Source organism: Methylobacterium mesophilicum SR1.6/6 (assembly GCF_000364445.2).
Lineage (GTDB): Bacteria > Pseudomonadota > Alphaproteobacteria > Rhizobiales > Beijerinckiaceae > Methylobacterium > Methylobacterium mesophilicum_A.
In genome coordinates this window covers 828,699-844,203 of the sequence record NZ_CP043538.1, presented here as the reverse complement: position 1 = coordinate 844,203, position 15,505 = coordinate 828,699, and the positions used below count along the sequence as shown (strand labels likewise).

Genomic DNA, 15,505 nt, shown 5'->3' with positions numbered 1-15,505 from the left:
GGATCCGTCCACGGGGGCCTCGTCGTTTGAAGGCGGCGGACGCGCCCCGCGATGGCCGGCCCTCAGGTCCTTCAGCCGCCGCGTCCGCCGTTCCGCCCGAGGAAGGCGCAGAGATAGCTGCCGGCGGCCGCGGCACGCTCCACGGCCAGCAGATGGGCCGCGCGCGGCAGCACGACGAGTTCGGCCTGGGTGATCCCAGCACAGATCTCCTCGGCCATCGCCGGGGGCGTAGAAGGATCATCGCGCCCGGCCATCACCAGGGTGGGCGCCGTGATCGCCGGGAGGGCGGGCCGCAGGTCCATGCGCCCGATCGCGCCGCAGCAGACCGCGTAGCCGGCCGGGTCACAGGCGAGGAAGCGGTCGCGAATCGCCTGGACGGCCTCGGGCGCGCGGCGGGCGAAATCCGGGGTGAACCAGCGCCCGAGCGTCGCCTCGACAACCGCGCTGGTACCGCCGGTTCGGACGGTCTCGGCGCGCTCGTTCCAGGACTGCGCGCTCGGCAGATGGGCGGCCGTGGCCATCAGGGTGGTGCTGAGCGGCCGCCCGGGATCGGCGCTCGCGAGCGCCTGCACGGTCATGCCGCCGAGCGACAGTCCCACGAGATGGGCGCGCGCGATCCCGAGGGCGTCGAGCAGCGCCGAGAGATCTCCGGCCAGATCGGCGATCTCCGTGGGCGCGTCGCGGGTCTGCGTGCCGCCATGGCCGCGGGTATCGTAGCGCAGCGTCCGGAACCGCCCGCCCAGTGCCGGCAGCAGCGGATCCCACATCTCCAGCGTAGCGCCGAGGGAATTCGAGAACGCGACGACCGGTGCATCCTCCGGTCCTTCGAGGATGTAGCGGAACTTGAGTCCGGCGATGGCGATCTGCGGCATGCGAAATCCTGTGTCGGGTCCGGACCGGCGCCTCGCGCCGGGACGAAGCCGGTTCCGTCCAGATAGGCGTCGCACCGGCGTGTCGAGGCTCCGTCCCAACGTTCCGCGCATGGACCTCACGATCGTGCGATCGGCCCGGTATGCGCGCGGGCGGACCTTCGCCGTCAACATGTGTCAGTGCGGCAGCGCGCGAATCCCCCGACAAGGCTCTTCAATCGCGGAAGGGAGCGAGGGATGCACGAGCCACCCGGTCGAGAGCCGGCGATCCGCCCGGCGGACTTCTGGGACACGGTTGCCGGGCTAGTCACCGCGAAGGTCGAGCCGGTGATCGGACGGGGTGAGAAGGTGCGCAGCCCCGTCATCGACTACCTGCGGGACCTGGAGTCCCTGGCGCGGCGCCAGTGCAGCAGCCGCGAGACGGTCCAGATCATCGCCTCCGGCCGGCGGCTGCTCGGGGACCGCAGCGAGATCGGCCCGCTCGACGGGCCCTTCGCGCAGAGCTGAGCGCGCCGGGCTCGCGCCCGTGTCAGACCGAGCCGCGCCGCGACGGTGCCGTCGCGGCGCGGGCGATCCGTGACCGGATCAGGAAGATCGCCGCCGCGACAGCCCAGGCCGTGCAGGTCGGCGCGACCCATTGCTCCAGGTTCGGGATCGACCAGCCGTACAGGAACTCGGCGCCGAGATGCGCCTGAACCGCGTCCCAGCCGGCATGCTTGATGTCGTGCTCGCGCTGCCCGGCTTCGCGGCCGTAATAGTAGGTCGAGACCAGGAGCGCGGCGGTGGCCTCCGGTCGGGGGCCGCGCAGCGCGATCATGACGGTCGCTACGCCGGCGGTCTCGAGGATCGCCGTCAGCGCGTGGCTCGTCGCCGGGTTCGCGACCATGAAGGCGACGAGAGATCCGAACATGTACCCGCGCATATACGAACCCGGCCGGCGGATCAGCGGCAAAGTGCGGCCCGAATGGCCGTCGCAGCGTTGACGCTTCGCCGCATCGAGGAGTCCGTCGATGGGAGACGCGTACGATCTCAGCCGCTTCATCGCCGCGCAGGAGGGCGTCTTTCCGCGCGCCCTCGCCGAGCTGCAGGCGGGCGAGAAGCGCAGCCACTGGATGTGGTTCATCTTCCCGCAGATCGCCGGCCTGGGTTCCAGCCCGATGGCGCGGCTCTACGCCATCGCGTCGCTGGACGAGGCGAGGGCCTATCTCGGCCATCGGCTGCTGGGCCCGCGTCTGCGCGCCTGCACGGACGCGGTGAACGCGGTGTCCGGGCGCTCCGTCCACGCGATCTTCGGCGCGCCCGACGACATGAAGTTCCGCTCCAGCATGACGCTGTTCAATGCCGCGGCCCCCGACGAGCCGTCCTTCGCCGCGGCGCTGGCGCAGTATTTTGCCGGCTCGCCCGATCCGCTGACCCTTCGCAAGCTCGGCCCGGACTGAGGGAAAGGCCGTCATTCCGGGGCGCTGCAGGCGAGCCCGGAAGCCAAAGTCGCCGAAACTGCAAGGTCTTGGCAAGATCTTGGCAAGGTCCTGAGCGGTCGGCGGTTATGGATCCCGGGCTCCGCTGCGCGGCCCCGGGATGACAGGCTGATGCGGCTCGAGGAAGGGGAGCCCGAAGGAAATAAAGCGAGGGCCGCGCGCGCTTTCGCGACGACAATTCCACAGCTTCTGACGTTGAGGTATCCCGAAGAGGGTTGCGTTTCATAGGTCCGGGTTTGCGAAGCCGGTGGTCGCCGCATCATGCCCGACCGAACGTTTCGACACGGCCCCTACCGACCCCAGAGACCGACGCGCTCGGCGCGCGCCTGCTCCTCGGCGCCGAGCAGGTCCGGCGGCGCGTCCTCCGAGGCGCGCGCGCCGCCGGCCGCCAGGATCAGCGCGGCGAGGTCGTCGCCCTCGATCCGGCAGCGCGCCGTCGCGCTGTCCGAAACGCCGGTGCAGACCACTTCGCGGCGCCGCAGGTAGCTCGCGAGCTGGCGGGCGAGGTGGCCGCGCTCGCCCTCGACGCCGAGGAGCCGGACCGGTCGGCCGCGCAGGTTCAGCGTCCCGGTGTCGATCACCTCGGGCACGCCCCGGATCTCCCCGGCCGGCGCGGGGCTGGCCGCGGAGGCCACCGCCCGGGCCGGCTCGGCCCGCTCTGCCGAGCGGCGCGGCTTGCCCTTGGCGAGCTTGTCCGCGGCCCGCTGGACGAAGTCGTGGAAGATCCCCGCCGGCATCTCGCCGCCGAACATCCGGTTCATCGGGCTGTCGTCGTCGTTGCCGACCCAGACGCCGACCACGAGGTCGGGCGTCATGCCGACGAACCACGCGTCCCGAAAATCCTGGCTCGTACCGGTCTTGCCGCCGATGATCTGGCCCGGCACCCGCGCGGCCCGGCCCGTGCCGGACTCCACCACCGCCTGGAGCGAGTCGAGCATCATCGTGCGCGGCTCCTGGGCGAGCGTCGCGCCGGCTGACGGGTCGGCGTGAACGTAGAGCGGCTGCGGAGTCCCGCCGCGGATGGCGTGGATCGCGAAGGCCTCGAGCGGCGTGCGGCCGGACAGGACCGAACCGTAGGCCCGGGTCATCTCCAGCAGGCTCACGGCGCCCGATCCCAGGACGAGGCTCGGCACGTTCGGGAGGTCCGACTGGATCCCGAGCTTGCGCGCGGTGGCGATCACCGCCGGGATGCCGACCTCCTGGCCGAGCTCGGCCGCCACCGTGTTGATGGACAGCGCGAAGGCGGTCCGGAGCGGTACCGACCCGCGATAGCGCCCGTCGTCGTTCTCCGGCTCCCAGTCGCCGATCTTCACCGGGCGGTCGACCACCACCGAGTCGGGCGTGTAGCCCTGCTCGTAGGCTGTCAGGTAGACGAGGAGCTTGAACAGGGAGCCGGGCTGGCGCTTGGCCTGGACCGCCCGGTTGAACTGGCTGTCCTCGTAGTCGCGCCCGCCCACCATCGCGAGGATCGCACCGTCCTTTGACAGCACCACCATGGCGGCCTGGCCGACCTTGCGGCGCGTGCCGTCCTTGTCGAGGCGGCGGCCGACCACGCCCTCGGCCAGGCTCTGGAGGTCGAGGTTGAGGGTCGACCGGACCGTGATGTCGCCGTCCTTGCCGGCCAGCCGCTTCACGTCGCCGGCGATCATGTCGAGGAAGTAGTTGGTGCCTGGGGGCGCCTCGGGCGGCGTCTTGAGCGTGACGCTCTGCTTGCGGGCCGCATCGGCCTCGGCGGGGGTGATCGCCCCGGATTCCACCATCGCCTGGAGCACCACGTCGGCCCGCTCCTTGGCGCCGCCGAGGTTGCGGGTCGGGGCGAGCTGCGAGGGCGCGCGCACCAGCCCGGCCAGCATGGCCGATTCCGGGAGGTTCAGCGCCTTGGCGGGCTTGCCGAAGTAGCGCCGGGCCGCCGCGTCCGCCCCGTAGGCGCCGGCGCCGAAATAGGCGGTGTCGAGGTAGCCGAGCAGGATCTCGTCCTTGCTCATCGTCGCCTCGACGCGCAACGCCAGGAACGCCTCCTGCACCTTGCGCCAGAGCGTCTTCTCCTGGTTGAGGGAGGTCAGCCGCGCATATTGCTGCGTGATCGTCGACCCGCCCTCGCGAACGCCGCCGCCCGTGGCGTTGCGCCACGCGGCCCGCGCGAGCCCGCGCAGATCGATCCCCCAGTGGCTGTAGAAGCGCCGGTCCTCGATCGCCACGATCGCCTGGGCGAGGTGCGGCGGCAGGTCTGCGGCGGTAAGTTTCTGGCCGCGGAACGTGCCGCGGGTGGCGAAGACCCGCCCGTCGTCGGCCTCGACGGTGATCGCCCGCTGGCCTGTCTCGACCACGGCGCCGCCGAGCGGCGGCAGCGTCAGGAGAGCGGCGAGCAGGTAGAGCGCCAGGGCCACGGCGGGGGCCAGGACTGCGATGACTGCAATCAGGAGGAGCGGTCGCCCGCGCAGACGCCGTGCGGCAGCGGGCAGCTCGCGACCGGCCGGCCGGGCCGTGCGAGACGCGGTGCGGGATACCGGCGGAGGCGCCGATGAATGCGCCGGCCCGGCGTCTGGCTCTGGCCGGGCGCGCACCCGCGCCATCAGGGTGCCGGACCGCGCGACGACACTGCGCCCGAGGCGCGCGAGGCCGAGGCCGGACGCGGCGATCAGAACCCACAGATGGCGGAAGAGGTCGAGCGCAGCCCGCCGGGCTTCCCGGGCCGCCAGGCGCGGGTCCGGAGCGGCGGGCCCGGATCCCGGATCTGACGATGTCGGCTCGGCGGCCGGGGCGCGTTCCGGCGCGTCGGGCTTCATCGCGTTGCAGCTTCCGGGACCGGATCGACCGGTCGACGGCGTGTCTTAAGCCTCATCCAGGCTCCTGTCCCGTGCTCCCGGCGACGAAACGCGCCGGCGCGGATCGCGCCGGATCACCGCGCGACCGGCGGGCTCGCCGCGCCGTGCCGGCTCCGCAGCTTGAACGCAAGGATCAGCAGGAGCACGCCGAACGCGAAGGTGTAGGAGCCGATCCACCACGTCAGCACCAGGGCCGACATGCCTGGATTGATGAGGAGCGCGGCCCCGAACAGGATCGAGACGAGCCCGCCGAGGACGAGCCACCAGCGTCCGTAATGCAGGTGCAGACGGAACGCCGCGGCGATCATCAGGCCACCGGTCACCAGCGCCCAGGTGGCCAGCAGCAGCACGAACGCCCAGACGGCCGCTGCCGGCACCAGCACGGCGGCGATGCCGACGATGATGTCGACGATGCCTTCCACGAGGAGGAAGCCCCAGCGCTCGTGCCGCTGGGCTGCCCGGACGGCGCCGACGATCGCGAAGACACCGTCGGCCAGCATGTAGGCCGCGAAGAAGAGCACCAGGGACAGGACGAAGGCGCCCGGCGCCACGAAGGCGATGGCACCGAACAGGATGGCGATGACGCCGCGCAGGGCGACGAGCCACCAGTTGCGGGCGAGGACCGCGCTCATGGCATCGAGACGCGCGGTGCCCACGAGCGGGACGCCGGAGGGTGAGGTGGCGGTCGGACCTGGGTTCGGGCTGCTGGTCATGGCTGAACTCCAAAACCTGATGGCCGTGAACGGCAAAGGTTCCGCCGCAGAACGCCGCACTGCGGCAACCGTTCCTCCGTCCAGTTCTTCAACTCGGGAACCTTGGGCCGGCGCCCGACTTTTGAAGGTCGAGGCGGGCGATGTGCAGCGCCCGGTCACCGTTAGGTGGCCGGCCCATCGGGCGACAATTTCCCATGTTTGACGAACAGCGGCAGGCCCCCGAGGCGGAGGCGCGTGCCCGGCCGGCCGATGGCCGGAGCGGCGCGGTCGACCGCGATGTCCTGGACCTCGGCAGGGAGATGCCGGCCCGGGACCGCGAGGCTGCCCGAAAGCCGGGGGGCGACGAAGCCGAGCCCAACGAGGATCAGGACGGTCAGGCCGACGAGGCGGGCGAGGAGGACGAGGACGAGCAATCCGACACGCGGCGCCCGAACATCCTGCGGCGCCACCCGTTCATGTTCCTGCTGGGCGGCCTCGCCGTGCTGGCCCTGTGCGTCGGGATCTTCTTCTACTGGCTCCTGTACATGCATCCGTACGAGAGCACCGACGATGCCTTCGTCGATGCGCGCAGCATCGCGATCCAGCCGAAGGTGGGCGGCTACCTGGTCGACGTGCCGGTCACCGACAACCAGCACGTCGAGGCCGGTCAGGTGCTGTTCCAGATCGATCAGCGGGACTACACCATCGCCCTCGAGCAGGCGAAGGCGCAGGTCCAGGCGGACGAGGCCGCGATCAAGAACATCGACGCGCAGATCCAGGCTCAGAACGCCAACATCGACGTGTCGAAGGCGCAGGTCGCCACCGCCGAGGCGGCGCTGAAATTCGCCCAGGAGGATGCGGCCCGCTACAAGGACCTCGCCGAGCGCGGCTCCGGCTCGATCCAGCAGTCGCAATCGGCGACCTCGACCCTGCAGCAGCGGCAGGCTGCGCTGCAGAGCGCCAATGCCAGCGTAGTCGCCGCGCAGAAGCAGATCGGTTCGCTTCAGGCGCAGAAGGCCTCCACCGAGGCGCAGATCGCCCGCGACCGGGCGCAGATCGAGCAGGCTGAGCTGAACCTCGGCTACACGACGGTCCGGTCGGTGCAGCCCGGCCGGGTCGTCCGGCTCACCGGCGGCATCGGCCAGCTCGCCCAGGCCGGGCAGAGCCTGTCGATGTTCGTGCCCGACGACATCTGGGTCACCGCCAACTTCAAGGAGACGCAGATCACCGATATGCGTCCCAACCAGCCCGTCGATATCGAGATCGACGCCTATCCGGGCCGCAAGATCCACGGCACCGTCGCCTCCGTGCAGCCGGGCTCCGGCACCGCCTTCAGCCTGCTGCCGGCCCAGAACGCCACCGGCAACTACGTGAAGGTGACGCAGCGCATCCCGGTCAAGATCGTCGTCAACGACTGGCCGCAGGACGTCTCGATCGGCCCCGGCATGTCGATCGTCCCCACCGTCACGGTGCGGTGAGCGCCATGGCCGGCGGAGCTGGCGCGGCCGCACCCGGGCGCAAGCCGAATTCCGGCAAGCGGCGGACGGGCAAGAGTGCCTCCGGCAAGGCGCCGGGCGGGCACAATCCCTGGCTGATCGCCGGCGTGGTCGCGCTGGCGACCTTCATGGAGGTGCTCGACACCACCATCGCCAACGTGGCGCTGCGCTACATCTCGGGCGGCCTCGCGGTCGGTCCCGACGAGGCGGCCTGGGTGGTGACGAGCTACCTCGTGGCCAACGCGATCACGCTGACGGCCTCGAGCTTCCTGGCCAAGCGCTACGGGCGCAAGGCCTTCTTCATGTGGTCGGTGGGCCTGTTCACGATCTCCTCGATCCTGTGCGGCTTCGCCTGGAGCCTCGAATCGCTCCTGTTGTTCCGGGTGCTGCAGGGGCTCGGCGGCGGCGGCATGGCGCCGCTGGCGCAGTCCATCCTGGCCGATTCCTTCCCGCCCGCGAAGCGCGGCCAGGCCTTCGCGCTCTACGGCGTCGCCATCGTGGTCGCGCCGGTGATCGGCCCGACGCTGGGCGGCTGGCTCTCCGACAACGCCTCCTGGCACTGGTGCTTCCTGATCAACGGGCCCGTCGGCGTGATCGCGCTGGGCCTGATGTACTGGCTGATCGAGGACAGCGAGGCGGCCAAGAGGGAGCGCCGCGCGCTGGTCCGCAAGGGCATCCGCTTCGACATCGTCGGCTTCGTGCTGGTCGCCCTGTTCCTCGGCTCGCTGGAGGTGATCCTCGACGAGGGCCAGCGGAAGGACTGGTTCGGCACCTCGACGCTGATGAACGTGTCCGGCGTGCTGATGATCATCTCGTTCGCGGCCATGATCCCGTGGCTCCTGAACACGAAGAACCCGGCGGTCGACCTGCGGCTCATCGGCACCCGCCAGTTCGGGTCCTGCTTCGTCGTCATGATGTTCACCGGCGCGATCCTGATCTCGACCACGCAGTTCATCCCGCAGATCACGCAGGAATATTACGGCTACACCGCCACCCTGTCGGGCCTCGTGCTCGGCCCCGGCGGCATCGTCACGGTGGTGATGATGTTCCTGACCGGCCGGGTGTCGGCCTACGTGCAGCCGAAATGGCTGATCGCCTCCGGCATGACCATCGTGGCGCTCGGCATGTACGACCTGACGCGGATCGACGGGAGCACCACCTTCTCGTTCTTCGCGTGGTCGCGCGTCTGGATCGGCATCGGCCTGCCGATGGTGTTCCTGTCGATCACCTCGGCCTCCTACGAGGGAATCCGCAAGGACCAGACCGACCAGGCCTCCGCGCTGATCAACGTCGCCCGCAACGTCGGCGGTTCGATGGGCGTCTCGCTGGCGCAGAACATCCTGGCCTACCGCAGCCAGTTCCATCAGAGCCGGCTGGTGGAGAGCGTCAACCCGGCGGCGCCCGCCTACCAGGAGACCATGCGGCAGGCCACGCAGTACTTCTCCGAGCACGGCTACGCGGGCGTCGAGGCCCAGAACCAGGCCACAGCGTGGATCGGCAGCGTGCTGAGCACCCAGGTGGCCTACTGGGCCTATATCGACGTGTTCTGGGTGCTCGGCCTCGTCGCCGCCTGCGCGGTCCCGATCGCGCTGAGCCTGAAGAGCGTGAAGCTCGGCGGAGCGCCGGCCGGGCATTGAGGCGCTGGTGGTTGCGGCTGTCTGTCCTTCCCCTGCGAGCTCGCGGATCCACACGTCTCACACCGCGCCAACGGGAGCCGCGAAGAAAGCCCCTTTCCCCGCGCGCGGGAAAAGGGGGAACGTCGCGTGTCTCAAACCCTGACGTGTGAACCCGCTAGCTTCCACTGGAAGGAGACCCGCGCGTCACGCGGGCACTCACACACCGTCCGGCGGCAGCGCCTCGGTCACCTCGACGCGGCGATTGCCGGCAGCGGAGGGCGTCTCTTCGCTCGTGGCGACGTCGGCCTGAGCCGGCGCCTTGTCGAGGGCCTCCGCCACCGCCGACACGCCCTGGTAGCGGTTCAGGCGCCGGTCGATCATGCCGTCGATCCGTCCGTGCAGTTCCGCCACGGTGAGGCTGCGGCGCTTGCCACCCGCCTTCTCGGTGAACAGGCTGCGGTTGGCCCGGGCGGCGCTGCGGAACTCGCGCCCCGCGACCTCGTCGGGCTTCTCGGAGGAGAGCGACAGGAAGCGCCCGGCGCTGGCGGTACCGAGGAAGTGGGCGAGGTAGAGCTCGGTCGTGGTCAGCGCCCGGCCGACGCGGGCCTCGATGCGCTCGCGGTCGCGCTTGATCAGCTCGGCCGCCATCAGGGCGGCCACGCGCGGGTCGTTGCGCAGGCCGAGCACCCGGGTGCGCATGTTGCCGGCGACGGTGATCGCGGAGCCCCGGCCCTTCACGGCGGCGGCCTCGTCGGCGAGCCCGTAGCGGGCGCCGTAATCGCGGATCATCTCCAGCCACGTCCGGGCCACGAACTGGAACAGGCCCTGCGCCGAGGAGGTCGCGGCCTTCGCGTCCGTGTCGAAGCTCGATTCCTTGTCGGCCAGCGCCATCATGTAGACGGGATCGACGCCGGCCTCGTCGGAGGCCTTCACGATCGTGTCGACGACCTTGCGGGGGACGCTGCGCTCGCCGAAGCGCACGGCTGCCTCGCCCTGCTCCTCCGTGACGCGCGGCAGGGTCGCGAGATCCTCTTGAATCAGCGCCGTGGTGGCCGGCTCCTGCTCCGGAACGGGCAGGCCGTTCCAGTCGGATGCGGCCGACGCGGTCTCGGCCGGCGTCTCCTCGGCGGGGGCTTGATCGAGCGTCGACCGGAGCGACAGTCCCTCAGCCGAAGTGTCGGCCGTGGTCCAGGCCTCGGCGGCCAGCGCCTGGGCGGCGCGCGGGCTGGTGTCGACCCGATCGTGGGCCTGCGCGGCGGGCGCGAAGTAGGCGGGCGCGAAAGCCGCCTGCGGCAGGCCAAACCCGGCGACGAGGCCCAGCGCCAGCGTTCCCGGAAGGCGCCGGATCCCGCTCCGGCCTGTGCGGCGACGTGACCGGCGCTCCGTCTTGCGCCCGGCCCGCGGCAGCCACGCCACGGCTTCATCCTCGAAATGGCTCGCGTTCGGCACGAGTCGGCTCACGTCGTCGGCGCGACGCGCCGGCTCCGGGATAACCCCCATCACTGGTCCTCTTCAGATTGGTCCTTGTGTCGGCCCGGCGTCTGGCGTCCGGTTTCCTTGAAGCGGCGGCCGTATCGGCGCCGGCCGTGACCAGAATGGGACGGCGCCGTGATCCAAGCGTGGCACGGTAAGCGGAGGATTAACCCTGCCCCTTAAGGCCGCGTTAACGCCGCGATCCGGTCACGCCCGGTGCAACGGAGGCGCAAAGTTGTCGCATTCGGCTTGGAACGCCGCACCGCCGAGCCAGTTAGGTACGGCCCGGGGGGGCAGACCTTTTGGTCTCAGGACACCACCCGTCAGACGCCACCCGCGTCCCCACAAGGACACCAATTTCCGATGAGCATGCAGTCCGGTCGCCGCGTCGGTGTCGCGTTCGTTGGCATGGGTGGCGCCGTCGCCACCACCGCCATCGCCGGCATCGAGATGATCAAATCCGGCTCGAACCGGCTCGACGGGCTGCCGCTCGCCGGCCTCTCCGTGGCGGGCATGGCCGACTACAAGGATCTCGTCTTCGGCGGATGGGACCTCAACGGGGACGATCTCGCCTCGGCCGCCAGTGGCCACGGGGTGCTTTCGAAGGACGACATCGAGAACGGCGCCCAGGTCCTGAAGGGCATCACCCCCTGGCCGGCGGTCGGCAGCGCCAAGTTCTGCAAGAACATCGACGGCCAGAACCGCATCGTCGCCAAGGACCATCGCGAGGCGGTCTCGGTGATCGCCAACGATCTCCGCCGCTTCCAGAAGGAGAGCAACCTCGACGACGTGGTCGTGGTGAACCTCGCCTCCACCGAGCGCTGGCCCGACCTCAACGATCCGACCCTGAACTCCACGGCCGCCTTCGAGAAGGGCCTGGACTCGAGCGACGAGGCGATCTCGCCGGCCATGCTCTACGCCTACGCGGCGATCAAGAGCGGCATCCCCTACGCCAACTTCACCCCGAGCGTGGCGGCGGACGTCCCGGCGCTCCTCGACCTCGCCAAGGAGCTGAACGTCCCGGTCGCCGGCAAGGACGGCAAGACCGGCCAGACCATGATGAAGACCGTGCTGGCCCCCGCCTTCAAGGCGCGCGCGCTGCATGTCGACGGCTGGTTCTCGACCAACATCCTCGGCAACCGCGACGGTCTGGCCCTGAACGACCCGAATTCGCTCCAGTCGAAGCTCAACACCAAGGGTACGGTACTCGACTCGATCCTCGGCTACCCGGTCGAGGACCACCTCGTGCACATCCACTATTACCGGCCGCGCGGTGACGACAAGGAAGCCTGGGACAACATCGACGTCACCGGCTTCATGGGTCAGCGCATGCAGGTGAAGGTGAACTTCCTCTGCAAGGACTCGATCCTGGCCGCCCCGCTGGTGATCGAGATCGCCCGCGTCCTCGACCTCGCCAACAAGCGCGGCGATGGCGGCGTCCAGGAGCAGCTCTCGACCTTCTTCAAGGCCCCGATGGTGAAGAACGGGCACGGCCCGGAGCACGCCTTCGGCAAGCAGGAGCAGATGCTGCGCGACTGGCTGGGCGTGCACTGAACGAAGGCTGAGGTCTCAGCACTGCACGAACTCTCCTCGCCCTTGCGGGGAGGAGTTGGAGGTGGGGGTGGTTCAGGACCAGGCGGAACGGTGCCTTCTGCACCACCCCCACCCCTGACCCCTCCCCGCAAGGGGGGAGGGGATCCGCGTGCGCATGCCCCAAGGTCGGCGGTTCGGCATGTGGTCCCCGTCCGAACTGCGACCGACTGCCTGAAAGAAACGATGCTCAGCGAGAACCACCCGTCGCAATCCGGTGCCGCCGCGCCCGAGGCGTTGCGCGACCTGCTGGTCGAGATGAACGACCTCAAGCGCGTCCGCTCGGCCGGCCGTCAGGGCTCGATCGCCGAGCGGCTATTCGCGCAGGGCTGGAGCCTGCTGACCGGCGGTGCATCGCCCGACGACGTTGCCCTCGACATCACCGCCGTGACGCTGGCGGCGACCCGCCTCTGCGACCTCGACGCGGCCTTCCTGACAGCCGCCGGCCTGTCGGAGGAAGCGGCGTCCGCCGTGCTGGTGGCAGGCTTCGACGCCGTCACCGGCGACCTCGATCCGGATCTCCGGACGCGGCTGCGCGCGCGGCTGGCACCACGGCCTTCGGGCCAGCCCGGCCCGCTTCCGAGCTTCGTCGGCGCCCTGGCGCAGCAGCCGCGGGCGGGCGTGACCTGCCCGGATCGCGCCCGGATCCTGCTGGAGCCGCCGGAGAACCACGCCGAGCACTGCCTCATCGTGGCGGTCTACGGCGTCTGCCTCAGCCCGTTCTACCGGGCCGATCCCGGCGCCGTGTTCCTGGCCGCGATGGCCCATCATTTCCACAACGCCGCGATGCCGGATGCAGGCTTCACCGGAGAGATGCTGCTCGGCGACCATCTCGGACCGATCATGGCGACCACCACGGCCTGGGCACTGGCCGAACTCGCCGAGCCCCTGAAGGCCCAGGTCGAGCGCGCCCGCGCGATCCTGCCGGACGACGCCACCGCGGAGGGCCGCGCCTTCCACGCGGCGGATTGCATCGACCGGGTCCTGCAGATCGCCCAGCACCTGCGCGGGGCCTCGACCACGATGGGGATGGTGCTCGACGAGTGGGAACTGGTCCATGCCGGCCCGGTGAAGGGTTTCCACGATCGTGTCCTCGCCGACATGCGCATCCCTTGATCGCCAAACCCGGCCGCCCATCTGCCCCGGCGGTCCCGAGAGCCATGATCCCGTTCCCACTCCGATCGCCGGTTACCGGCAACCCGCTGAAGGCCGACGGCCCGCACGCCCTGCGCGACGCGGAAACCGGCGCCCGCTGGCCCGTGATCGACGGCATCCCGTATCTGCGGGTGAACCGAGAGGCTCTGGTCGAGCGGGTCCTCGCTCATCTCGACGCGGGTGAGCCCGACGAGGCTCTCGCCGCCCTCTTGGTCGATCAGGATGATTGGTGGAATGGGCCGCCGGCCGATCCGGCCGGTATCATCCGCCTGATCAAGGAGCGCCGCACCGCGACCCTGCGCGATGCGGTCGAGCTTCTCGGCTGGGGCCGGGTCGGCGACTATTTCCTGCACCGCTGGAGCGATCCGACCTTCCTGGCCGGCCTGTCGCTGCTGGAGGCGCACTGGAACGAGCCGATCTGCGTCTTCGAGTTTGCCTGCGGCATCGGCCACTATTTGCGGGAGCTGCAGCGGCGTGGCTGCAAGGTCGCCGGCGCCGACGTGGTCTTTGCCAAGCTCTGGGTCGCCCGGCACTGGGTCGTGGCCGAGAAGGCGCAGCTCGTCTGCTTCGACGCGGGTTCCCCGCACTGGCCGATCCCGGAGGCGCCTGTCGATCTCGTCGTCTGCAACGATGCCTTCTACTTCCTCGACGACAAGGCGGCGCTGCTCGATTGCCTGCGCCAGAATGCGGGCGACGATGGCTGGCTGGCGTTGAGCCACATCCACAACCGAGACTGCCCGGGCTTCTCGGCAGGCCGCGCGGTGACGGCCGAGGAGATCGCCGAGCTGTTCCCGGATGCCCTGGTGTACGACGACGCGGAGCTGACCCGGGCGCTCGTCGAAGCCCGGGCACCGAGCCCTCAGGAGCCCGCCGCCCTGCGGACCTGCGAGGCGTTCTCGGTGGTGTGCGGGCCCGGCATGCGCCCGGCGCCGCGCGCGCTGGTCGACGGCCTGACCCTGCCGAAGCCCGGCACCGTGCTGCGGCTCAACCCGCTCTACCGGCCCGAGGGCGACGGCTACGTCATCCGCTGGCCCTCGGAGCGCTACGAGGCGGAGTACGCCCCCCGCGCCACCTATCCGATACGCTCGCCCGGTCCCGAGACGCTGACCTTCGACGGCATTGTCGAGAGCGGCGTCGCGCCGGAGACGCAGCGCGTGCGCGTGCGCGAATTCGTCGACCTTCCGGAGCGCTGGTGATGGACGCGGTCGGCTGGGGCATCGTCGGCTACGGCTGGGTCGCCCGCGACTACATGGAGCCCGGCATCCGTGCCGCGGGACACCGCCTGATCGCGGTCTGCGACCCAAATCCGGAATGCCGCGCCGCGGCCGAGCGGACCGGCGCACGCGGCCTTGCCGACCTTGCCGGCCTCATTGCCGAGCCGGAGGTCGAGGCGGTCTACGTGGCGACGCCCAACCACCTCCATCGCGGCGCCGTCGAGGCCCTGGCCGCCGCCGGCAAGGCGGTGCTCTGCGAGAAGCCCATGGCGGCGACGCTCGCCGACGCCGAGGCGATCGCGCGGGCGGTCGAGTCGGGAAAGATCTTCTACGGCACGGCTTTCGATCAACGGCATCATCCGGCCCACCGGGCGATCCGCGCGCAGGTCGAGGCCGGGCGGCTCGGCACCGTGACGGCGGTGCGGATCGTCTACGCCTGCTGGCTCGGGCGCGACTGGTCGGAGGCCGGCCAGCCGAACTGGCGGATCGACGCCGCCCAAGCCGGTGGCGGCGCGCTGATGGACCTCGCCCCGCACGGTCTCGACCTCGTGGACTTCCTGCTCGGCGAGCCGATCGCCGACCTAGCGGCCCTGACCCAGACCAAGGCCCAGGATTACACGGTCGATGACGGCGCCCTGCTGATCGGGCGGACGGCGGGCGGCGTGCTGGCGAGCCTGCACGTCGCCTATAATTGCCCCGACGCGTTGCCCCGCCGCCGCCTGGAGGTGGTCGGCACGAGGGGCCTGCTCGTTGCCGAGAACACGATGGGCCAGACAGCCGGCGGATCTCTGACCTTCATCGACGGCGTCAGCGGCCGAGCGCAGCCGCTCGCCTTCGACGCCGACAGCTCGCCCTTCACCGAGCAGGTGCGCGCCTTCGGCTCAGCCCTGCGCCGGCGCGAGGAGCGGGCGGCGTACTCGGCGGCGCGGGACCTTCACACGATGCGGCTCGTCGCCCGCGCCTACGGGCAGGGGTAGCGACAAGACAGGACGATCAATCGCCGAACTCGGATCCGGCATATCCCATCCATCCCCTCATCCTGAGGTGCCCGCGTCAGCGGGCCTCGAAGGAGGCCTCCAGGGATCGCGCGGCCGGCT

The 15,505-nt window shown here is 70.5% G+C and carries 13 protein-coding genes; 8 read left to right on the top strand and 5 right to left on the bottom strand.

The annotated features are described in order from the left end of the window. Positions 1-71 precede the first annotated feature (71 nt). The gene (pcaD, locus tag MMSR116_RS03885; RefSeq protein WP_010683640.1) at positions 72-872 is read right to left on the bottom strand and encodes a 3-oxoadipate enol-lactonase; all 801 of its coding nucleotides are present in this window, start codon (positions 870-872) and stop codon (positions 72-74) included. A gap of 234 nt (positions 873-1,106) precedes the next feature. Between pcaD and MMSR116_RS03880 the strand changes: the two genes are divergently transcribed. Next, positions 1,107-1,376 (top strand): hypothetical protein, encoded by a 270-nt coding sequence (locus tag MMSR116_RS03880; RefSeq protein WP_010683641.1) that lies wholly within the window; start codon positions 1,107-1,109, stop codon positions 1,374-1,376. Positions 1,377-1,398: 22 nt separating this feature from the next. On the opposite strand, the gene MMSR116_RS03875 is transcribed toward MMSR116_RS03880, so the two are convergent. Then, positions 1,399-1,779 carry a hypothetical protein gene (locus tag MMSR116_RS03875; RefSeq protein ID WP_039893089.1) on the bottom strand — a complete coding sequence of 127 codons (381 nt, stop codon included), beginning with the start codon at positions 1,777-1,779 and terminating at the stop codon, positions 1,399-1,401. Positions 1,780-1,879: 100 nt separating this feature from the next. Here MMSR116_RS03875 and MMSR116_RS03870 point away from each other — a divergent pair, with 100 nt between their 5' ends. After that, complete coding sequence (locus MMSR116_RS03870; protein WP_010683643.1) at positions 1,880-2,308, top strand: DUF1810 domain-containing protein; 429 nt, start codon at positions 1,880-1,882, stop codon at positions 2,306-2,308. A 329-nt stretch (positions 2,309-2,637) separates the two neighbouring features. On the opposite strand, the gene MMSR116_RS03865 is transcribed toward MMSR116_RS03870, so the two are convergent. Both MMSR116_RS03865 and MMSR116_RS03860 read right to left on the bottom strand, forming a co-directional pair. Continuing rightward, positions 2,638-5,133 carry a PBP1A family penicillin-binding protein gene (locus MMSR116_RS03865; RefSeq protein ID WP_010683644.1) on the bottom strand — a complete coding sequence of 832 codons (2,496 nt, stop codon included), beginning with the start codon at positions 5,131-5,133 and terminating at the stop codon, positions 2,638-2,640. A gap of 113 nt (positions 5,134-5,246) precedes the next feature. Next, a complete protein-coding gene (locus tag MMSR116_RS03860) occupies positions 5,247-5,885 on the bottom strand; it encodes an HdeD family acid-resistance protein (protein WP_010683645.1) in 639 nt (212 codons plus the stop codon). A 194-nt stretch (positions 5,886-6,079) separates the two neighbouring features. Here MMSR116_RS03860 and MMSR116_RS03855 point away from each other — a divergent pair, with 194 nt between their 5' ends. Both MMSR116_RS03855 and MMSR116_RS03850 read left to right on the top strand, forming a co-directional pair. After that, positions 6,080-7,342, top strand: coding sequence for an HlyD family secretion protein (locus tag MMSR116_RS03855; protein WP_010683646.1), 1,263 nt, complete (start codon positions 6,080-6,082; stop codon positions 7,340-7,342). A 5-nt stretch (positions 7,343-7,347) separates the two neighbouring features. Next, positions 7,348-8,997 (top strand): DHA2 family efflux MFS transporter permease subunit, encoded by a 1,650-nt coding sequence (locus MMSR116_RS03850; RefSeq protein ID WP_010683647.1) that lies wholly within the window; start codon positions 7,348-7,350, stop codon positions 8,995-8,997. Between the two features lie 195 nt (positions 8,998-9,192). Here MMSR116_RS03850 and MMSR116_RS03845 read toward each other — a convergent pair whose 3' ends face one another. Next, the gene (locus tag MMSR116_RS03845; protein WP_010683648.1) at positions 9,193-10,476 is read right to left on the bottom strand and encodes a transglycosylase SLT domain-containing protein; all 1,284 of its coding nucleotides are present in this window, start codon (positions 10,474-10,476) and stop codon (positions 9,193-9,195) included. Between the two features lie 336 nt (positions 10,477-10,812). On the opposite strand from MMSR116_RS03845, the gene MMSR116_RS03840 reads away from it, so the two are divergent. The 4 genes from MMSR116_RS03840 to MMSR116_RS03825 all read left to right on the top strand — a co-directional run bounded on the left by MMSR116_RS03840 (position 10,813) and on the right by MMSR116_RS03825 (position 15,385). After that, a complete protein-coding gene (locus tag MMSR116_RS03840) occupies positions 10,813-12,003 on the top strand; it encodes an inositol-3-phosphate synthase (RefSeq protein WP_010683649.1) in 1,191 nt (396 codons plus the stop codon). Positions 12,004-12,225: 222 nt separating this feature from the next. After that, positions 12,226-13,155 (top strand): hypothetical protein, encoded by a 930-nt coding sequence (locus MMSR116_RS03835; RefSeq protein ID WP_051072168.1) that lies wholly within the window; start codon positions 12,226-12,228, stop codon positions 13,153-13,155. A 44-nt stretch (positions 13,156-13,199) separates the two neighbouring features. Next, on the top strand, positions 13,200-14,390 hold the full coding sequence (locus MMSR116_RS03830; RefSeq protein WP_010683651.1) for a class I SAM-dependent methyltransferase: 1,191 nt from the start codon (positions 13,200-13,202) through the stop codon (positions 14,388-14,390). After that, positions 14,390-15,385, top strand: coding sequence for a Gfo/Idh/MocA family protein (locus MMSR116_RS03825; protein ID WP_010683652.1), 996 nt, complete (start codon positions 14,390-14,392; stop codon positions 15,383-15,385). The genes MMSR116_RS03830 and MMSR116_RS03825 overlap by 1 nt, the downstream gene beginning before the upstream one ends. The last annotated feature ends 120 nt before the right edge of the window (positions 15,386-15,505 follow it).